This window comes from Picosynechococcus sp. PCC 11901, assembly GCF_005577135.1.
Classification (GTDB): Bacteria; Cyanobacteriota; Cyanobacteriia; order Cyanobacteriales; family MRBY01; genus MRBY01.
In genome coordinates this window covers 399,385-417,727 of the sequence record NZ_CP040360.1, presented here as the reverse complement: position 1 = coordinate 417,727, position 18,343 = coordinate 399,385, and the positions used below count along the sequence as shown (strand labels likewise).

Sequence of the window (18,343 nt, the reverse complement as noted above, 5' to 3'; positions counted from 1 at the left end):
AAGCTTGTCTTTCTAACTGTTGTGATTGCGATTTATTGATCCTATGGTTTCTTCTGCCCGTTCCCAAACTCTCCCATACCACCGTTCCTGGCAAAAAGCCTGCCACTATAGTCGTCATACCTTCTTTCAGTTTGATCCCACCCAAGGCACCGTGAGCGATCGCCATGGTCAACGGAATCTCCTCACCACAGAAGATTTTATTATCGGGTTGCAAAAGGGCCTTGAGCATGAAGTCGGTGAAGCTTCCGGTTGGTTAATGTACCTGATCGGCCAGGAGTGGGGCGTCGAAGATGCGGCCCAATTTAAGGTTTGGTTCCAGGATGAGTTCGGCCTGTATTTTAAAGATGCGGCGCTCCGGTTTGCCCTCGAAACCTGGTGGTGGCCCCTGACGGCCCAGGGGTGGGGGAAATGGCAGGTGGATTTGTCTTCGATTAAGGAAGGCTTTTTATTTATTGATCTATTTGACTCGGCGGTGGCGAAAACCCTCGGTGATGTCGGTAAGCCCGTGTGCTTCCTCTATGCAGGGCTATTTGCGGGGTTCTTTTCGAGCTTTTTTGACCGGGCCTTGAGTAGCACCGAAATTCAGTGTTATTCCATGGGGAATGATTTTTGTCGGTTCCTAATCGGTTCGGAAAAACGGGTGAAGGCGGCGGAATTTTGGCTGACATCTGGGGCAACGGCGGCGGATATTGAAGCTCGCTTCCAGGCGCTCAAAACGGAAGCGGCACTTGATGCGGTTGGGCGCGAATAAAGCAAAGGCACACTTCGAGGACAAATCACATGGCACAAGATGATTCTCTACTCCGGCGCTGGTTTCCGACTTTTGTGGGACTTTTTGAAAAACTCAAGCCTCCTACGGCAGCCCCTGTCCCTACCCGTGGAGTGACCCCTGCCCCGACCCTCGTCCGGCGATCGCCTCGACCGGATGGCCCTTTTTTTCTCAAGGGGTTTGAGGAGGCAGCTTTTCTCTCCCGGGATGATCTGCTGTTAGCCCTACAGTGGAGTGCGCCGCCTTCCGAATTGGATCAATATGCTGCCACTCTCCAAGGGACTTCGCCGAGGCGATCGCCCGTTGTTGAAACCGAGGAATCTGATACCGACTTTTTCATTCGGGGCCTACAGAATATCGAAACCGTCGATGGCCTCAAAAATTTAGATCTTGTCGCCCTCCTCACCTGGGAAGAGCAAGGTCAAACTCTCCGAGAAGTTGACCCCGATGACTACGACTTACTCGACGATTTATTAGATGTCGCCGATATTTAGGGCGTTAGGTGGCTAAAACTCCTTACAAAAACGGAATTATTAAAAAATAAAACAATTTACCGTCCCTTTTCGAGAAAAACCTAGAATTTTTCCAGCGTAAATTTTGCCTACTTTTTTCATCAGGATAAATTTTTATGATCACCCTCTTAGAAACCCTCCTTGAACGTTCCGACGGGGCTTATATCGAACCCCAAGATCTTGATCAAGTCGATCAGACTCTCCAATCCTGGGGCGATCGCCGGATCACCTATCAATTGATCCAAGAAAAAGAAGAAAAAATTGTTGACGAGACCCTCCGGCGCTTCCAAACCGAAAACGAAGTGTTATTGCGCTCGGCCCCGGAGACGGTTCTCAAAAAATGTAAAGGTGATCTCATCTCAGTCCTCCGCAACTGCGCCACAGCGATGCTCCTCCAGGACGAAGAACTCCTCAAAGATCGCTTCCTGTACTGGATGCAAAATATTATGCGGGCCTTGAAAAATCAAAAATACAACAACGAAGTTTACCGCATTATCCAAGAGGTCATCCAAGAAGAACTCCCCGCCCCATACGCCCAACTGATGCTGCCCTATCTCCAAGTCACCCACCAATACCTGAGCGAATAACCATGACTTTGTCCCCTGTCCCTGGGAATTACTTTACCCCCCGCACCTATATCCAATGCCAACCGGAAACGGGCCTTTTAAAAACACGCCACGGGAATCGCCTTTTGGCCGTACCAGAAGTGTTGCTCCGGAGCATTCATAAAGCCCTACGAGAAGAAACAGGTGAAGCAACCCCTTTCGCCCTCTATACCTTTGGTTTTTGGTGGGGAGGGGCTTTTTATGACCGCTTGAAAACAGAAATTGAAGCATACTACCAACGCACGATCCCCCAGATGAATGCCCTAGAATTTTTGGTGATGATGCGGCAAATTTGGGAAACCCACGGTTTTGGGCATTTAAATTTAGATTTTACCCACCGTGATTTGGGCCTAATCAAGGTACAGGTAGAGGCCTCGATGATGCAGTTGGGTACGGAAATTGGCCTGAAACCAGAACAAACACCGTCCTATCATTTGGAAGCGGGTTTTATTGCAGCTTGGTTTTCCCGTTGGGCTGGGAAAGGCATTCGGGCCTGTGCAGTGGATTTACCAAAGGATGCGGCAACGTTAATGGCGAATCCGCCACAATTTGCCAACTTCTTGGTGGGCTTAGGGCCAAAAATTGAACAGACGGAAATGTGGGTCAAACAAGGTCTTTCTAGCGCCGAGATTATCGAAAAATTTGCAGTGACCGATGCCTAAATTGACGTAGGTTTTGCTAAACCCTGGGCGCTGCGGCCTAGAGCGTTTCTTGGCATGATGGAAGTAAGTTCAACAAGTGTTTTGCTTACATAATCGATATGACAACTGATGTTCTGACCAAACATAACGTTCAAATCCTCGGCAATGCCAGTTCAGACAAGGTACTCCTCTTCGCCCACGGCTTTGGCAGTGATCAAACCAGTTGGCGTTTAGTGGCCCCGGCCTTTGCGGCGGACTACCGTTTGGTGCTTTTTGATTTGCCGGGTTGTGGGCGATCGCAGGCAGACGAAAACGAGACATTACATCACACACGCCTCGAAAGTTACGCCCAGGATATTCTCGACATTTGTGAGGCCCTCGACCTGGAGGAAGTGCAACTGGTTGCCCATTCAGTCAGTAGTATGACCGCCACCCTGGTGGCTCTCAAGCACCCCAATCTCATTACCCGTTTAGTGTTCATCAGTGCCTCACCTCGGTATATCCATGACCAAGATTATGTGGGGAGTTTTGATCAGGTCACAGCCGATGAAATCTTGGCGGAAATGTCCCAGAACTATTTCCAATGGGTGCATAAATATGCGCCATCGATCATGAATACCCCGAAGCAACCATTACTCTCGGCGGAATTTTCAAAAACCCTCCTCCGTCTACGGCCTGATTATGCTTTTTTGACCTTTTCGCTGATCCTCAAATCTGATTATCGTCGCGAGGTGAGTCAACTGAAGCTCCCAACGTTAATTTTGCAAGCCGAGAATGATCCTTTTGTGGCTAAAGCTGTAAGCGAATATCTCCACCAAGCCATTCGCAGTAGTCAGCTCCACTGGATTGACGCCAAGGGGCATTTTCCCCAATTGAGTAATCCCCAAGCGGTGATCGCTGCCCTCAAAGATTTTCTCCATTAAACTCACAGCAAAAGGCGATCGCCATCCCATGACAAATTTGCCACAGCGCTAAACAACGGAAAGACTACAGTGGGGGCCTTGATGAGCCGCTTCCTTCGGAGAGACCAATGTTTGGGAGTCAGGATACTGGGCCAAAAACGCGGTGCGCCAATGGATATGTCGTTCCACTTGTTTTGCCAAGCCCAGTAAATGGTGGCGCTGTCTGTCAGAAAGAGTTTGGGGGCGATCATCGATCGCACAAAGGGTACCCAAACAATAACCATCGGCTGTATACAGAGGAACACCCACATAGAAACGAATCTTGGGCGCTTGAACCACGAGGGGGTTGTCCCAAAAACGCTTATCCAGGCTGGCGTCAGGAATTTCAAAAAGCTCAGTATCCTCGATCGCGTGGGCACAAAAAGAAATAACCCTGGAGGTTTCTTCGAGGGTGAAACCATAGCGTGATTTAAACCACTGGCGATCGCGATCCACCAGAGAGATTGCCGCGATCTTAGTGTGACAGAGCCGCGCCACCAACCGCGTGATGAGATCAAAGGCTGCTTCCTGGGGGGTATCCAGTAAATAAGTACGGTGTAGTGCCGCAAGACGATGTTCTTCGTTAGTCAGGATTGGGGGCGCAATCATAGAATCCACGGACAATCATTAAAAAATGATGGGGGTATATTGTGGTGTGGCTTAACCAAAAATTAACTTTATTGGAGTGTTTACCCCAATAATGATGAGCAAAAGAATGACATCAGCTACTCAAATTAAATCTTAGCAATAAATAGGACAAGTTATACATATTTCTGACAGTTTTTTGTGTTTAATCTTAACTTCTGAAAAAGGCATAAATCGCCCAAAATCTCTTGGTAGACTAGCTTGGAAGAATTTTATGACGATTAGTAAGATACGCCAAAATGCCGAAAAATCACCTTGGGGACTAGCATTTGAATTGCCTCTTATCGATTTGTTTTTGGGATATTTCAAGTGATTTTCAGCAAAAACTATGACAGTTTTATTTTGAGTTGAGAGGACAATTTTTAAAACTCATAAAAATCATGCGTCCCCGAATCAATTGAATCTCCATGGCAATTAACGTTACCTTATGAGCCTCTACTTTATCGTTCGCTAGATCACAATGTCTTCTGTCAATATTCTCCTGTGGTATCGCCGTGATCTCCGGCTCCATGACCACCAGCCACTCCAGGAAGCCCTAGCACAACAGGCCCAGATTTTTCCCTTCTACTGTTTTGACCCCCGGGAGTTTGGCTCAATTGGGCTAGATTTCCCAAAAACAGGTGCCTTTCGGGGTCAGTTTCTCCGGGAAACCATCCAGGATCTCCGGCAAAATCTCCGTGCCAAGGGCAGTGATTTGATTGTGCGTCAGGATATCCCAGAAAAGTTAATCCCTGATTTATGTCAGCAATGGCAGATTGATGTTGTGTATTGGCACAGGGAGGTAACGGCAGAGGAAACCCGCGTTGAACGAAAACTGCGCCAAGCCCTAAAGCAACAGGGAATCATAATCAAAACGTTTTGGGGAACGACCCTCCACGATCCAGGGGATTTGCCCTTTGGCATTAATGAAGTGCCGGAGGTTTTTACGCAATTTCGTAAGGATGTGGAAAAGTATGCGGCGATCGCCTCCCCAGTACCCACACCAACCCAATTGCCCCCCCTCCCCGAAACCGCTGATCCAGGTGAGATTCCCAGCCTCCAGGATTTGGGTTTGCCGGAACCAACCATTGATTCCCGTGGTGTACTCCCGTTCAAAGGTGGTGAAACGACTGCTTTGCAACGACTCCAGGCTTATTTTTGGGCAGGCGATCGCCTCAAGGTCTACAAAGAAACCCGCAATGGTTTGTTGGGAGCCAATTATTCCTCAAAATTTTCACCCTGGCTCGCCCTGGGCTGCCTCTCGGCCCGCTACATTGCCGCCCAAGTCGCCGAATACGAACAAAAACGGATCGCCAACAATTCCACCTACTGGCTGATTTTTGAGCTGCTCTGGCGGGATTATTTCCGCTGGATCTGTGCCAAACATGGCAACCAAATTTTCCAACCCGAAGGTTTACAGGGGGTAAAAATTCCTTGGAAAGAGGATCAAGATGCTTTTGAACGCTGGCGGATGGGGCAAACGGGGATCCCCTTCGTCGATGCCAATATGCGCGAACTCCTGTATACGGGCTTTATGTCCAACCGGGGCCGGCAAAATGTTGGTAGCTTTCTGACGAAAAATCTGGGGATTGATTGGCGCTGGGGCGCCGCTTGGTTTGAGTCGCAACTCATTGACTACGATGTGTGCAGCAACTGGGGCAACTGGAACTACACCGCTGGCGTGGGGAATGATGCGCGGGGTTTTCGCTATTTCAACATTCCCAAACAGGCCAAGGACTACGATCCCCAAGGGGACTATGTGCGCCACTGGCTTCCAGAATTGGCGGCCCTCCCCGGTGAACAGATCCATCAACCCTGGCGTTTACCTGTGCAAGCGTTAGGCGATCGCCAAATTATTTTGGGGGAAACCTACCCGAAACCGATGGTTGATCTGCAAACCTCTGTCCAAGAAAACGAACGCATTTACCAAAAAGCCCTGGGTCTGGCCCCTAAGTCCAAATCCCGAAAGCCCCGTAAAAATTTCAAACGCAATCAAGATACTCCCAAAGCCCGTTGGCGGCGTTAATCAACCTAAAACGGGGCCGTTCAAAAAAACTTTTGCCTCTCCCCTTGCGTTTTGAAAAATCCCCTGTTATAGTTGTTAAGGCTTAAGGGCGTTTAGCTCAGCGGTAGAGCGCCTGCCTTACAAGCAGGATGCCACTGGTTCAAATCCAGTAACGCCCATCCTTAAGAAGAATATGCCAAGGTCACCTTCTGGGGTGGCTTTTTATTTTCCCGTGACCCATTAGGCGCAAACGGGGCCTTAACAGGGATTTAAGAAAATTTGTGTTTCCCCACGAACGGCAAACAAACTCCATATTTGTTCGCTTCTGGGGGAGCACCATGGTTAAATGTTAGTGCCGTTGTATAATAAGCGGCGAAATTAATAAAAGCAATTATTTTCGTACCGAGTTTATCTGGGCGATCGCCTTCGGGGTGACAGTGTGGCAAAGCTAAGGTTATTTACACGCCTGAGCCTCGCGAATAAACCGATTCGTCACGAGTTCCCGCCATAGATAACGGATGAGTTTAAAACATAAAATTTGCAGATCCAGAGGAAATTTATGACCAGTCAGACAGACCGTGTAGTTATTATTGGTGTTGCCGGGGACTCCGGCTGCGGAAAATCTACCTTTTTACGCCGGCTTACCGATCTGTTCGGCGAAGAGTTCATGACGGTAATCTGCCTTGATGACTACCATAGCCTTGACCGCAAAGGCCGCAAAGAAGCTGGGGTAACTGCCCTCAATCCCAAGGCCAACAACTTCGATCTCATGGCAGAGCAAATCCGTGATCTAAAGAACGGAAAGGCCATTGATAAGCCCATCTACAACCACGAAACCGGGGAAATTGACCCGCCCGAACGCATTGAACCCAACAAAGTCGTTGTGATCGAAGGTCTACATCCCCTCTACGATGCCCGGGTGCGGGAATTAGTCGATTTCGGCGTGTACCTCGACATCAGCGATGAAGTCAAAATCCAGTGGAAGATTCAACGGGACATGGCAGAACGGGGCCACACCTACGAGGATGTTCTCGCTTCAATTAATGCCCGGAAACCGGATTTCAGCGCCTATATCGAACCCCAACGGGAATTCGCCGATGTGGTGATCCAGGTGCTCCCCACTGAACTTGTCGATGACAAAGAAGGGAAATACCTCCGGGTACGTCTCGTCCAAAAAGAAGGAGTTGCGGGCTTCGAACCAGCCTATCTCTTTGATGAAGGCTCTACGATTAACTGGCGTCCCTGTGGCCGGAAGCTCACCTGTAACTATCCTGGCATCAAGATGTACTATGGTCCCGATAACTACTTCGGCAATGAGGTTTCTGTCCTGGAAGTAGACGGGAAATTCGATAATCTCGAAGAAATGATTTACATCGAAAGCCACCTCAGCAAAACGGGCACTAAGTATTACGGTGAAATGACTGAGCTGCTTCTGAAGCACAAGGACTACCCCGGTTCTGACAATGGCACAGGTCTGTTCCAAGTGCTCGTGGGCCTCAAGATGCGCCAAACCTATGAATATCTCACCACTGGGAAAGGGGCGATCGCCGCAAGCGTATAGAAAAAATCAACACCAATAAATAGTTGTGGGGGCCTGCCATGGCAAGCCCCTACATTTTTTTATGGCAATGACGATATATGGCGCTTTACATCTGGGATTGCAGATAATTTTGCAGGCCAATTTTCTCGATCAGTCCCAACTGTTGCTCTAACCAGTGGGCATGGTCTTCCTCGGTGTCGGCCAGCATCTGCCGGAGGATATCGCGGGTTTGGTAGTCTTGTTCTGTCTCACAAATGGCGATCGCCCCTTTGAGATCCCCAATGACTTTGTACTCATAATCGAGGTCATTTTGGAGCATCTCAGGCACAGTCTTACCAATGTTCAACCCATCCTGTTGGGACAGATCAGGAGTGCTTTCGAGGAACAAAATCCGCTCAATCAATCGAGATGCGTGGCCCGTCTCATCCTGCATCTCGTGGTTAATGCGTTCATAGAGCTTCGTCAGGCCCCAGTCTAGGTACATCCGGGAATGGGTAAAATACTGATCCCGGGCTGCTAGCTCATTGCGCAGCAGCTTGTGGAGTTGTTCTAAAACGTTTTGATTACCTTTCATCGGAATTGTCTCAATACTCTAAGTGAATAAAAACATGGCCATAGCGTGGCCCATACCCTTGCCCTATCTACATCATCGACTGTAAATAGTTTTCTAAACCAGAATTTTCGATCAGCCACTGCTGGGACTCGAACCAGTCGATCTGTTCTTCGGTTTCTTCAAGAATTTCGTCCAAAAGATCACGACTGACATAATCTTGTTCTGTCTCACACAATTGGATCGCCGCTAGTAACTCATTGCGGATTGTTGTGGCGGTCGCTAGCTCATTGGCCAACATTTCTGGCACATCTTCACCAATCATCAATTTGCCAAGGCTCTGGAGGTTGGGCAAGGCCTCTAAAAACAAGATCCGTTCAATAAGACTGTCGGCCTGCTTCATGGCCTTGATGGAGTACTTATATTCTTGATCATTCAATGTCCCCAAGCCCCAATTCTTGGCCATTCTCGCGTGGAGAAAGAACTGGTTAATTGCAGTCAACTGGGACTTTAAGACTGCATTAAGCTGGGTGTTAATGCCGGATTTTCCTTGCATTTCGCCTTATTTCACTCCAAATCGGCCACCTTTACTCTAAAAAGGTGTCATAAATACTTCGGTATGTCTAGCTTAGAGCAGTTCCCAACATTGGGGGGCTTTACTCACAAAATTTTATTTTCTGATCAACTTTAGGAGAAAGAATGAGAATCTATTGCAATAATTTTCAGAATAGGGCATAGTAGGGGATGACAGTTAAATCAAGCATTTTCCCCTTGAGGTCACCATGTACGTTTGCCTTTGCCGTGGCATTACCGAAAAGCAAATCCGCCAAGCTGCGGAACAACAAAGCTGCTCTATGAAAGAGCTTTCGAGTGTGATGGGCGTCGGAATGGATTGTGGCACTTGCCTAGAATATGCCGCCCAGCTATTGCAGGATCACCATGAACAAGGCTGTGTGAAGCAACCCTGTACTTCGAGCATTGCCTAAGATAGACAAAATTTTATTTGCAAGTCTTTCTGTTTAGATCCTTTTGTTTTAGAGAAGGTTTTGGATTTACTAAGGTATTGGATTATTAAAAAAGCCCAGTTCAGGATCAATGGCGTTTCAAGTTAGGGTGGTCAACTGCTGATAACGGGCGACGAATTGGGTAGTAGAAATTAGTTTATGGACAGTTTAAGGCGTGGTGGGGTTTTCTCTCGCTGGAGTCGGCGGCAAATTTTACAGACAGGATTAGTCGGTTTGGGAACAGGGGCGATCGCCACCTATGCCTGGCGTAAAAAAAACTCTCTTGCCCAAGCTGAAGTCAAAATTCCTCCGGTGACCTTCGACCAAGACAGCATTACCCGCAATGGCTTTGACCCGATGCAAATTTTGCGAGATTTTGACTACGGGGAAGTGAGCGAAGAAAAGGGGCAACGGGTGCGAGAATTTCACCTAGAAGCCAACAGCAGCACTATTTACCTCAATGCCGCCCTTGAATATGTGAGTTGGAATATTAATCAACGGGTGCCGGGGCCAACCCTACGGGCAACGGCGGGCGATCGCGTCCGAATTATTTTTCATAATGCCGATGGACACTCCCACACCCTCCACTTTCATGGGACTCACCCCGATACGATGGATGGGGTCAAACCAGTGCGCCATGGTCAAACCACTATCTATGAATTTGACGCAACACCCTACGGTGTCCACCTGTACCATTGCCACATTGCCCCGGTGACGCGCCACATCGGTAAAGGCTTATTCGGACTTTTTATTATTGATCCCCCTGAACCAAGACCGCCCGCTGACGAAATGGTGTTGGTGCTAGGGGGCTACGATATTAATGATGATGAAAAAAACGAATTGTATGCTTTTAACGGCATTCCCAACGTGTTCCGCGATCGCCCCATCCCCATCGTGCAAAATCAACTGGTACGACTTTATGTCTTGAATATGATCGAGTTTGATCCGGCGATTACCTTCCATATCCACGCCAACTTTTTTCAGCTTTATCGCACTGGCATGGCGATGACGCCCCACGAAGCAAGCGATGTGGTCACCATGGGCACCGCCGAACGGCACATCCTAGAGTTTGCCTATCCTTTCCCTGGTAAATATATGTTCCATCCCCATCAAGATTACATCGCTGAACATGGTTGCATGGGCTTTTTTGAAGTGCTCCCAGCCTAAATCCAAGCTTCTATTGACAATAGTCAGCAAAAACTTTAGCGTATTGCAATATTTAATTTGAAAATTATTCTTAATTAGTATGAAACCTGTAAAGCCCGTTGAATTGTTCCTAACCTTGGGTTTAGCTGTTAGCCTTGGAGCTTGTGGCACCTCCGTCCCAGACAATGGTGGGGAAGGGGGAGAAAATGCTGCCACGACAGAAACTGTAGAACAGAATAGTGCTGACCACGGGGGCGAAGGCGGAGAAGGTGGTGAAGGGGGCGAAGGTGCGAGTTCCGGCAATCCCGATGAAGACTATGCCACGACCCTCTCGTTAATGTTGGGTCATTTGATGGTGGCAGAGGAACTGATTGCGGCTGGGGAATATGAACAGGCAGAACCGCATATTGGCCACCCTGTAGAAGAATTGTATGGTGCCATTGAGGGTCAATTGGGTGATCGCGGCGTGGTCAATTTTAAAGATGTCCTCAACAGTGCCCATGATTTGATTAAGACAGCACCGGAATCTCCCGAATTACAAACCCAACTCGACGCTTCCATTGAGGCTATTGATACAGCGCTTGCGGCTTTGGGCGAAGCAGAATTGCAGTCCCCTGAGTTTGTCCTTGGGGTCATGAATAATCTCCTCCAGGTGGCCGGGGAAGAATACGCGGCGGCGATCGCCAATAATCAGATCGTCGAAGCGGTGGAATACCAAGATTCCCGTGGTTTCGTTTTCCATAGCGAGATGCTTTATGAACAAGTTGCGGATCAACTCAGCCCGGAGACCAGAGAGGCGATCGCCACGGCTTTAGCCGATCTCAAAACCGCTTGGCCCACGGTGGAACCACCCCAAACCCCCGTGAAAACGCCCCAGGAAGTATTGAGTCGTATTGTTGAGATTGAAGCCGCCAGCAACAGCTAATCCCCAGCTTCTGTGAATATCATTGACAGTAACCCCGGTAAAACTGGGGTTTTTTAGATTTTTTGGTAAGACAAATGTTCTTTAAAATTCCCCAGGTGTTGACACCAGAGGCCCTCGAAAAAATAACCACAACTTTGACCGAAGCCGAATTTGTCGATGGCAAACTTACGGCAGGTTGGTATGCCAAACTGGTCAAAGAAAATCAACAATTGGCCAAGGCAACCCCCACGGCCCAAGCCCTAGAAGAGCAAGTGCGCCAAGCCCTCCAGAACAATGCCCTGTTTCAAACGGCGATCCGTCCCAAAACTGTTCACACCCTGCTATTTAGCCGTTACGGCCCCGGCATGGCCTATGGTCGCCACACCGACAATGCCCTGATGAATGGGATGCGCTCAGACGTTTCATTTACCCTGTTTCTCAATGAACCTAGTGACTATGAAGGGGGCGAACTTGTCATTGAAGGGGCAGATTCTGAACAAAGCTATAAACTGCCTGCTGGAACGGCGATCGCCTATCCTTCTACCTCGTTGCATCGGGTGAATGTAGTGACAAAAGGAACGCGCTTGGTGGCAGTGGGTTGGGTACAAAGTTGGATTCGGGATGCCCAAAAGCGGGAAATTGTATTTGATCTCGATGTCAGTCGCCGTAGCCTGTTTGCCCAGAGCGGTAAAAGCACAGAATTTGATCTCCTCTCGAAAAGTGTGGCGAATCTCCTACGGCTCTGGAGTGAGTAAACAAACTCACCCAGGATTTTATTGAAAATAAGTATCAATACTATTGACGAGCTGTCCAAGTATCGATACACTTTATCTAGTTTAAATAAGAATTATTTTCATTAAAATATCCCATGAAAATTGTCCACTCCTGCGGTACGACCGATATTACCCAGCAGCTCCGCCAAGATAGCCAAGCCCCAGAGCAATCCCAGGGGAGACCGCCCCATATGGCTCCTGATCTTGCCCAATATTATTTAGCGACCCTCAGTTTAGACCATGCTTTAGCGGAGTCCTGAGGTTAGACCAGATATTTCGTTAAAACAACTTTATTTTCTCGGTATAAAAAAATGATTGATTTCTTTTACTTTATGTTTGCGGCTTGCCTCGGTTTTTCGCCAGTTGATGCGGAATCACCCCGCTAGCATTCTTGCCAACTAGACTCCACAAAAGACGATCTCTCTTGTAGACTTTTACGAAAACGATTATCATTATTGTTTTCGTAAATTTAGTGTGTGGAGAATTTTGTAATGCACTCAACCCAAGGATTCGCTGCAGCGAGTTTAAGGTCTCTCATGGGACGTACCCAGCGGCGAACACACTCAGCCTGCCCGTGTTTGCGTTAGATAAACCATTGTTGTAGAAGGATGCGATCCCCAATTGAGATGAAAGCTTGATCGACACTGTTTCTTAACTTGCACAGCATACTCATCTCTTTTTATTCCGGTATATCCCAAGGGAGTAGCGTGTCAGTCTGCTCTTATCACCTTGATATTCTCATTTCTACAAGTATGGCGATCGCCGCCAGTCTACTTTCTCCACAGAAGTTTATCTCCTCTTAGTTTGCTTATAGTGAACTGATAATCAAACAAAAATGATTATGATTATCATTCTGGGTTTGATTTCACTGTATACTCTTGTCCCTATCTGAATCCTTTTATCTAATCCTTGAGGTCTTTTGATAATGCTTTCACTAAAAAAAATATTTTTGCCGGGTCTATTCCTATGGGCATTCCAGGCTACTTCCGCACAGGCACAAGTCTTTGAAATCATTCATCCTGATGTAGATAAAGGTAAGTTCAAGCTTGAAGTACTGTCAGGGGTTACCCTTAGCGAAGTAGAAGACGATGAAGAAGCAGCTGCCTTTGAATTTGCTCTTGGCTATGGAGTCACTGATTTCTGGAAACCCACTTTTGCTATTGAGTTAGCAGATATCGAAGGCGGGAACTTAGAGGTTGAAGGCATTGAGTTCACTAACGTGTTCTTGTTTACGACAGGTGAAGAAGAGTATGGCCATGACGACGATGATGAAGAGCATGGCCATGGACATGGCGGTGCCTTTGGCCTTTTTGCAGGGCTTGAAATTCCCAATGAAGGTGGTATTGATGAAGGTGCCCTTGAAATTGGCCCTATTGGAGAAGTCACTATTGGAGACGTTAACCTTATTGGCAATCTCATAGTTGAGATTCCTTTCAAAGACGAAGATGCAGGGTTGGCTTATGCTCTCGGTGTTTCTACCCCTGTCAGTGAATCAGTTGCATTAGGAATCGAAGCCTATGGCGAATTAGAAGGATTTTTCGGTGGAACAGAAGAGCAATCCCACTTTATTGGCCCTGCGGCTTATTTTGAGACTAGCCTCGGTAAAGACCGTGTGCTTGAACCAAGAGTTGCTTTGTTGTTTGGACTGAGTGAAGATGCACCGGATGCAGTGTTATCGTTCAACCTTGAAATGAAGTTTTAGGCGGCAATCATATATTCAATCTTTGAATATGGGGTTCGTATTCCCTCGCTAAAAACCTTGGACTCATCCACTTAACCTAAAAAACTTTTCCTCACCCTTGATATAGTGGCTAGAATTTATGGCTAGCCGCTTTTTTTGTTTGAAATTCATTTACGATGGTCGGAATTTTGCCTGTGGTCGATCCAGCGGCGATCGCCTGGGCATCGGCAAAAATAGCCGCCGCAACTTGGGGTTGGGCCTGGCTTTCAAGGAGATGGCCGAGTTGATTGAGCACCACAACTTGGGTCTGTACGTCCTGGCGATCGCGGGCCAGATGGAGTTGTTGCCGCAGGACGGTTTCTGCTGCCTGGAGATTATCCTGAGTCAAATAGGTATCAGCTAAGGCTGTGAGGGTTAAATTCAGCTGATCCCAAGTGCGAAACTGTCGATAAATCGCCTCGGCCCGGTGCCAGTGAAACAGTGCTGTTTCTAGGTTGCCTTCGCTGTGGGCCTGGCGAGCAAGTTCAAAATGACGATCCGCATCTTTACGCTGGAGTAATTTTTGTTCGGCGTTTTGTTTGCGCCCCTGACCAAAGGCTGGCACTGTCCCTAAAACCCCTACAGTGCCTAAACTTAAGAGTAAGCAGAGAGTCAGCCAAAAGGGGAAGGTTACAGTCCGGGAAGGAGCGGGCGATCGCATAAAAAATTAAACCCAAAAAATAGCGCGCTTAAAAAACCAAAGTCCTTCCATCTTAGCGGTAAATCTCGATCATCTTGCCGAGACGAAAAAGAGGTAAAGAAATTGACTTTCCTTACCCCAGGCGTTGTGTAGATTGGTCGTTCAGCGGTTAATGCCGTTGGAAAATGAAATGATATTACGAAAAACCCTGACCACGATTTTTGGAGGGCATGCAGAAACAGTTCTCTATCTGTTGTCGTAACGTTGCCTCATCTAAATCTTGGCCGATCAGCACCAACTGATTTTTTTTCGTTTCCCCAGGTTTCCATTCCGAATCATCAATCGTAAACCGCTTTCCACTCAGGTGAAACACATGGCGCAGCGGGCTTTCATCAAACCACAGAATTCCCTTCGCCCGGAAGACATTCACGGGTAACTGATTATCTAGGAAATATTGAAACTTGCGGATTGCAAAGGGTTTGTCACTTTGGAAAGAAATTGATGTAAATCCATCGTTTTCTAAATGGTTTGAGTGGTGATGATGGTGTTCGTGGTCGTGGTCATGGTCGCACTCTGGGGTGCAAACATGGTCATGATCGTGGTGGTCATGGTTATGCCCATGGTCATGGTCGTGGTGATCATGGCTGTGGTGGTGATGCACATGGGTATCTGCCGCATCAAAATACTTATCCGACTCAAAAAGACCCACACTGAGTAGCAACGGCAATGGCACTTCAGACTTTTGGGTGCGCAGGAGTCTAGCCCCTTCTTTAATGTCGCGGATTCTGACTTCTAGGGCGTCAACGTCTGACTCCTCAACCAAATCCGTTTTATTCAACACGATGATGTCACCGTAGGCGATTTGGCTGTAGGCCGCTTCACTATTAAATAAATCCAAACTAAAGTTGGCACAATCCACCATGGTCACAATGGAATCTAGGCGGGTTAAGTCTCGTAACTCTGTCCCCAGGAAGGTCAAGGCCACAGGTAATGGATCTGCCAGCCCCGTTGTTTCAACGACGAGATAATCAATTTTGTCACCCCGATCAAGGATTTTATGCACCGCATTCACCAGATCTTCGTTGATGGTGCAGCAGACACAGCCGTTGCTGAGTTCCACCATGTTGTCTTCGGTGGTGACAATTAGCTCATTATCAATGCCGATTTCCCCAAATTCGTTCACGAGGACAGCGGTTTTTAGTCCCTCTTGGTTGCTGAGGATGTGGTTTAGTAGTGTCGTTTTGCCGCTGCCGAGAAATCCGGTGATAATCGTTACGGGAAGGCCACTTTTACTGGCATCTAAGGTATCGGCACCTGGAGCTTGGCTACTGACTGTGGGCATAATATTTTTCACTTTCAATTAGAAAACAACTTCTTCTTATCTTACACAGTATTTTTGGCGTCTAGAGTCGGGGCGATGCTTCGGGAAAAGTTAGGAATGCGCAGATGTGAAAGCCACGGTCAACTTGGAAAAAATGCGTCAGAGGAGAAGGGCGATATTGACCATGGCGATCGCCAAAATTAAGCGACATTGGCAAACCTATCTGACGGAATTTGGGCCAGGGATTGAAATGTGGGTTTAGCAAAATAAAAGCCTTGAAAAAGGTTAATACCCAGCCCTTGGAGGGTGCTTAATTCTGCTTGGGTTTCAATGCCTTCGGCAATGACAAGACTTGAGAGTTCCCCGGCAACTTGTAGTACACCTTTGACGATCGCTTGCCGCACTTTATCTCGGTCAATGCCGCGAATTAAGGCCATGTCAAGTTTGATCAAATCAGTCTGAATTTCTGATAGAAGATTTAACCCGGCATAGCCTGCCCCAAAATCATCAATGGCTGTTTTAAAACCACGGGCTCGATAATATTCAACGATTTTTCGGAGGTGGACTAAATCTGTGATTTGTTCACTTTCGGTAATCTCAAAAATAATTTGCTCAATGGGAAATCCGTAGGTTTCCGCCGCTTCTAGGGTTGTGCGAATGCAGCGTTCTGGTTCATAAACGGCATTGGGTAAGAAATTAATACTCAAAAAACAGGGAATATGCAGTTCTGCGGCAAGACGAATTGCTGTGGTGCGACAGGACTGGTCAAATAAGTAGCGGTTACTGTCATTAATGTGTTGAAAAATTGCTTGGGCTGACTCATTATTTAAACCCCGCACCAGGGCTTCATGGGCAAAAATTGTTTGGGTTTCTAGGTTGACAATGGGTTGAAAGGCCATTGTGAATTCAAAATCGAGTTTATTTCGATTCGTGCATTCTCTACATTCCATGGTGCACCTAATTTGTAGGGTCTCTTAACTATCCTGGCGATGATCAATATTGAACATCAACATATTCAGCGGTTAGGGTTTGTTTCCATGAAGATCAATATTTATCCATAAAAAATCGCCTCTCTTGGATCTTAGTTCAAAAAAGGCGATCGCCAAATTGACGTCGGTTAAACGAAAGGTTTAGATACCGAGGCGTTGGTAGACTTGATCGAGGTGACGCAGTTGGAATTGTGGATCAAAACAGGCTGCAATCTCCTCGCCAGAGAGGTGTTGGGTGATTTCTGCATCTTGCTCGACGTTGGCGCGGAAGTTCCCTCCTTCGGTGTTCCAAGCAGTGTGGGCGCAACCTTGCACTAAACGGTAGGCATCTTCACGGGTTAAGCCCTTCTCGACGAGGGCCAACAGTACCCGCTGACTGAAGATCACACCGCCGTAGACATTCATATTGCGCTTCATGTTTTCGGGGTACACCAAAAGATTCTTCACGAGGCTAATGGTTTCCCGCAGCATAAAATGCACGAGGATGCAGCTATCGGGCACGGCGACCCGCTCGACGGAACTGTGGGAAATGTCCCGCTCATGCCAGAGGGCAACGTTTTCGAGGGCGGCCATCGCATTACCCCGCACCAAGCGTGCCATCCCGGTTAAGCGTTCAGAACGAATCGGGTTGCGTTTGTGGGGCATCGCCGAAGAGCCTTTTTGGCCCTTGGAGAAATATTCTTCGACTTCTAATACATCGGTGCGTTGGAGGTTGCGAATTTCCACGGCAAAGCGTTCGATGCTGGCGGCCAACACAGCCAGTTGGTTCATGTAGTTGGCGTGGCGATCGCGGGAAATCACCTGGGTCGAAGCAGTATCGGGATCCAGGCCGAGTTTTTGACAAGCTAAAGCTTCAACACGGGGTTCAATGTTCGCATAGGTTCCCACAGCGCCAGAGATTTGTCCCACGGCAATTTCTTTGCGCACAGCGACTAGGCGATCGCGGTTCCGGAGCATTTCCGCCAGCCAACCCGCCAGCTTAAACCCAAAGGTCATCGGTTCGGCATGGATACCGTGGGAACGACCCACCATGACGGTGTAACGGTGTTGTTGGGCTTGGTAGCGAATCGCTTGGATCAGTTCTTCGACACAGGTCAGGATCAGATCGAGGCTATCCACCATCTGCAGAGCAAGGGCCGTATCCAGAACATCGGAACTGGTCATGCCGAGGTGAATATAGCGTCCCGCATCGCCGACATATTCATTGACGTTGGTGAGAAAAGCAATTACATCATGGCGCACTTCTTTCTCAATTTCTAAAACCCGTGCTTCGTCAAACTGGGCTTTGGCTTTGATTTCTTCTACGGCTTCTGTGGGGATATACCCTAACTCTGCTTGGGCTTCACAGACGGCAACTTCAACTTTCAGCCAAGCCTTGAGTTTTGCTTCATTTGTCCAGAGATTCCCCATTTCGGGGAGGGTATAACGTTCAATCACGAGATGTGCCGCAGAATACAACCTAGCTATTTTACAAGGGGTTGTTCAAATTTTGGCAATGTTTTTACGGGGGTTTACGGGGGAGGCGATCGCCTTTGGGACAGAAGTCTCTCGTCGGCATTGCCCTAAAGTTCGGTTTAGACCATAAAGCGCCACCAAGCTCAAGATATGTACAGTTTCCGGCCTGCCCCCAAAGGAGGGAGTTAAGCTAAAAGTAGCCGA

20 protein-coding genes and 1 tRNA gene are annotated in these 18,343 nt (G+C 47.8%); 14 read left to right on the top strand and 7 right to left on the bottom strand.

Going from position 1 to position 18,343, the window contains the following annotated elements; all coding sequences use genetic code 11:
* Nucleotides 1–43 precede the first annotated feature (43 nt).
* From FEK30_RS03035 to FEK30_RS03015, 5 genes are all read left to right on the top strand, one after another.
* On the top strand, nucleotides 44–751 hold the full coding sequence (locus FEK30_RS03035) for a V4R domain-containing protein (RefSeq protein WP_030007396.1): 708 nt from the start codon (nucleotides 44–46) through the stop codon (nucleotides 749–751).
* Between the two features lie 29 nt (nucleotides 752–780).
* Complete coding sequence (locus tag FEK30_RS03030) at nucleotides 781–1,263, top strand: hypothetical protein (RefSeq protein WP_065717118.1); 483 nt, start codon at nucleotides 781–783, stop codon at nucleotides 1,261–1,263.
* Nucleotides 1,264–1,397: 134 nt separating this feature from the next.
* A complete protein-coding gene (locus FEK30_RS03025; protein WP_030007398.1) occupies nucleotides 1,398–1,868 on the top strand; it encodes a globin family protein in 471 nt (156 codons plus the stop codon).
* A gap of 2 nt (nucleotides 1,869–1,870) precedes the next feature.
* On the top strand, nucleotides 1,871–2,548 hold the full coding sequence (locus tag FEK30_RS03020) for a hypothetical protein (protein ID WP_012308265.1): 678 nt from the start codon (nucleotides 1,871–1,873) through the stop codon (nucleotides 2,546–2,548).
* 98 nt (nucleotides 2,549–2,646) lie between these two features.
* Nucleotides 2,647–3,450 carry an alpha/beta fold hydrolase gene (locus FEK30_RS03015; RefSeq protein WP_138071722.1) on the top strand — a complete coding sequence of 268 codons (804 nt, stop codon included), beginning with the start codon at nucleotides 2,647–2,649 and terminating at the stop codon, nucleotides 3,448–3,450.
* Nucleotides 3,451–3,498: 48 nt separating this feature from the next.
* Here FEK30_RS03015 and FEK30_RS03010 read toward each other — a convergent pair whose 3' ends face one another.
* On the bottom strand, nucleotides 3,499–4,077 hold the full coding sequence (locus FEK30_RS03010; RefSeq protein ID WP_138073724.1) for a GAF domain-containing protein: 579 nt from the start codon (nucleotides 4,075–4,077) through the stop codon (nucleotides 3,499–3,501).
* Nucleotides 4,078–4,573: 496 nt separating this feature from the next.
* On the opposite strand from FEK30_RS03010, the gene FEK30_RS03005 reads away from it, so the two are divergent.
* The 3 genes from FEK30_RS03005 (at nucleotide 4,574) to FEK30_RS02995 (ending at nucleotide 7,658) form a co-directional block, all read left to right on the top strand.
* Complete coding sequence (locus FEK30_RS03005; protein WP_138071720.1) at nucleotides 4,574–6,118, top strand: DASH family cryptochrome; 1,545 nt, start codon at nucleotides 4,574–4,576, stop codon at nucleotides 6,116–6,118.
* 86 nt (nucleotides 6,119–6,204) lie between these two features.
* Nucleotides 6,205–6,276 (top strand) — tRNA-Val (locus FEK30_RS03000).
* 380 nt (nucleotides 6,277–6,656) lie between these two features.
* Nucleotides 6,657–7,658, top strand: coding sequence for a phosphoribulokinase (locus FEK30_RS02995; protein WP_012308260.1), 1,002 nt, complete (start codon nucleotides 6,657–6,659; stop codon nucleotides 7,656–7,658).
* A gap of 85 nt (nucleotides 7,659–7,743) precedes the next feature.
* Here FEK30_RS02995 and bfr (FEK30_RS02990) read toward each other — a convergent pair whose 3' ends face one another.
* Entirely contained in the window at nucleotides 7,744–8,211 is a 468-nt protein-coding gene (bfr, locus tag FEK30_RS02990; RefSeq protein WP_012308259.1) for a bacterioferritin, read from the bottom strand.
* 67 nt (nucleotides 8,212–8,278) lie between these two features.
* Nucleotides 8,279–8,743: a bacterioferritin gene (gene bfr, locus FEK30_RS02985; RefSeq protein WP_099239611.1), complete on the bottom strand. Its 465-nt coding sequence runs from the start codon at nucleotides 8,741–8,743 to the stop codon at nucleotides 8,279–8,281.
* Between the two features lie 226 nt (nucleotides 8,744–8,969).
* Between bfr (FEK30_RS02985) and FEK30_RS02980 the strand changes: the two genes are divergently transcribed.
* The 6 genes from FEK30_RS02980 (at nucleotide 8,970) to FEK30_RS02960 (ending at nucleotide 13,716) form a co-directional block, all read left to right on the top strand.
* On the top strand, nucleotides 8,970–9,173 hold the full coding sequence (locus tag FEK30_RS02980) for a (2Fe-2S)-binding protein (protein WP_012308257.1): 204 nt from the start codon (nucleotides 8,970–8,972) through the stop codon (nucleotides 9,171–9,173).
* A 177-nt stretch (nucleotides 9,174–9,350) separates the two neighbouring features.
* Nucleotides 9,351–10,358 (top strand): multicopper oxidase domain-containing protein, encoded by a 1,008-nt coding sequence (locus tag FEK30_RS02975; RefSeq protein ID WP_138071718.1) that lies wholly within the window; start codon nucleotides 9,351–9,353, stop codon nucleotides 10,356–10,358.
* Nucleotides 10,359–10,437: 79 nt separating this feature from the next.
* The gene (locus FEK30_RS02970; RefSeq protein WP_138071716.1) at nucleotides 10,438–11,262 is read left to right on the top strand and encodes a 4-helix bundle domain-containing protein; all 825 of its coding nucleotides are present in this window, start codon (nucleotides 10,438–10,440) and stop codon (nucleotides 11,260–11,262) included.
* A gap of 74 nt (nucleotides 11,263–11,336) precedes the next feature.
* A complete protein-coding gene (locus tag FEK30_RS02965) occupies nucleotides 11,337–11,996 on the top strand; it encodes a Fe2+-dependent dioxygenase (RefSeq protein WP_138071714.1) in 660 nt (219 codons plus the stop codon).
* Nucleotides 11,997–12,109: 113 nt separating this feature from the next.
* Nucleotides 12,110–12,274: a hypothetical protein gene (locus FEK30_RS16700; protein ID WP_168191111.1), complete on the top strand. Its 165-nt coding sequence runs from the start codon at nucleotides 12,110–12,112 to the stop codon at nucleotides 12,272–12,274.
* Between the two features lie 665 nt (nucleotides 12,275–12,939).
* Nucleotides 12,940–13,716: a hypothetical protein gene (locus tag FEK30_RS02960; RefSeq protein WP_138071712.1), complete on the top strand. Its 777-nt coding sequence runs from the start codon at nucleotides 12,940–12,942 to the stop codon at nucleotides 13,714–13,716.
* Nucleotides 13,717–13,825: 109 nt separating this feature from the next.
* On the opposite strand, the gene FEK30_RS02955 is transcribed toward FEK30_RS02960, so the two are convergent.
* The 4 genes from FEK30_RS02955 to purB all read right to left on the bottom strand — a co-directional run bounded on the left by FEK30_RS02955 (nucleotide 13,826) and on the right by purB (nucleotide 18,121).
* A complete protein-coding gene (locus tag FEK30_RS02955) occupies nucleotides 13,826–14,395 on the bottom strand; it encodes a tetratricopeptide repeat protein (protein ID WP_138071710.1) in 570 nt (189 codons plus the stop codon).
* A 175-nt stretch (nucleotides 14,396–14,570) separates the two neighbouring features.
* Nucleotides 14,571–15,716: a CobW family GTP-binding protein gene (locus tag FEK30_RS02950; protein WP_012308250.1), complete on the bottom strand. Its 1,146-nt coding sequence runs from the start codon at nucleotides 15,714–15,716 to the stop codon at nucleotides 14,571–14,573.
* A 179-nt stretch (nucleotides 15,717–15,895) separates the two neighbouring features.
* Nucleotides 15,896–16,594: an EAL domain-containing protein gene (locus FEK30_RS02945; RefSeq protein ID WP_255447930.1), complete on the bottom strand. Its 699-nt coding sequence runs from the start codon at nucleotides 16,592–16,594 to the stop codon at nucleotides 15,896–15,898.
* A gap of 231 nt (nucleotides 16,595–16,825) precedes the next feature.
* Nucleotides 16,826–18,121 carry an adenylosuccinate lyase gene (gene purB, locus FEK30_RS02940; RefSeq protein WP_012308248.1) on the bottom strand — a complete coding sequence of 432 codons (1,296 nt, stop codon included), beginning with the start codon at nucleotides 18,119–18,121 and terminating at the stop codon, nucleotides 16,826–16,828.
* Between the last annotated feature and the right edge of the window lie 222 nt (nucleotides 18,122–18,343).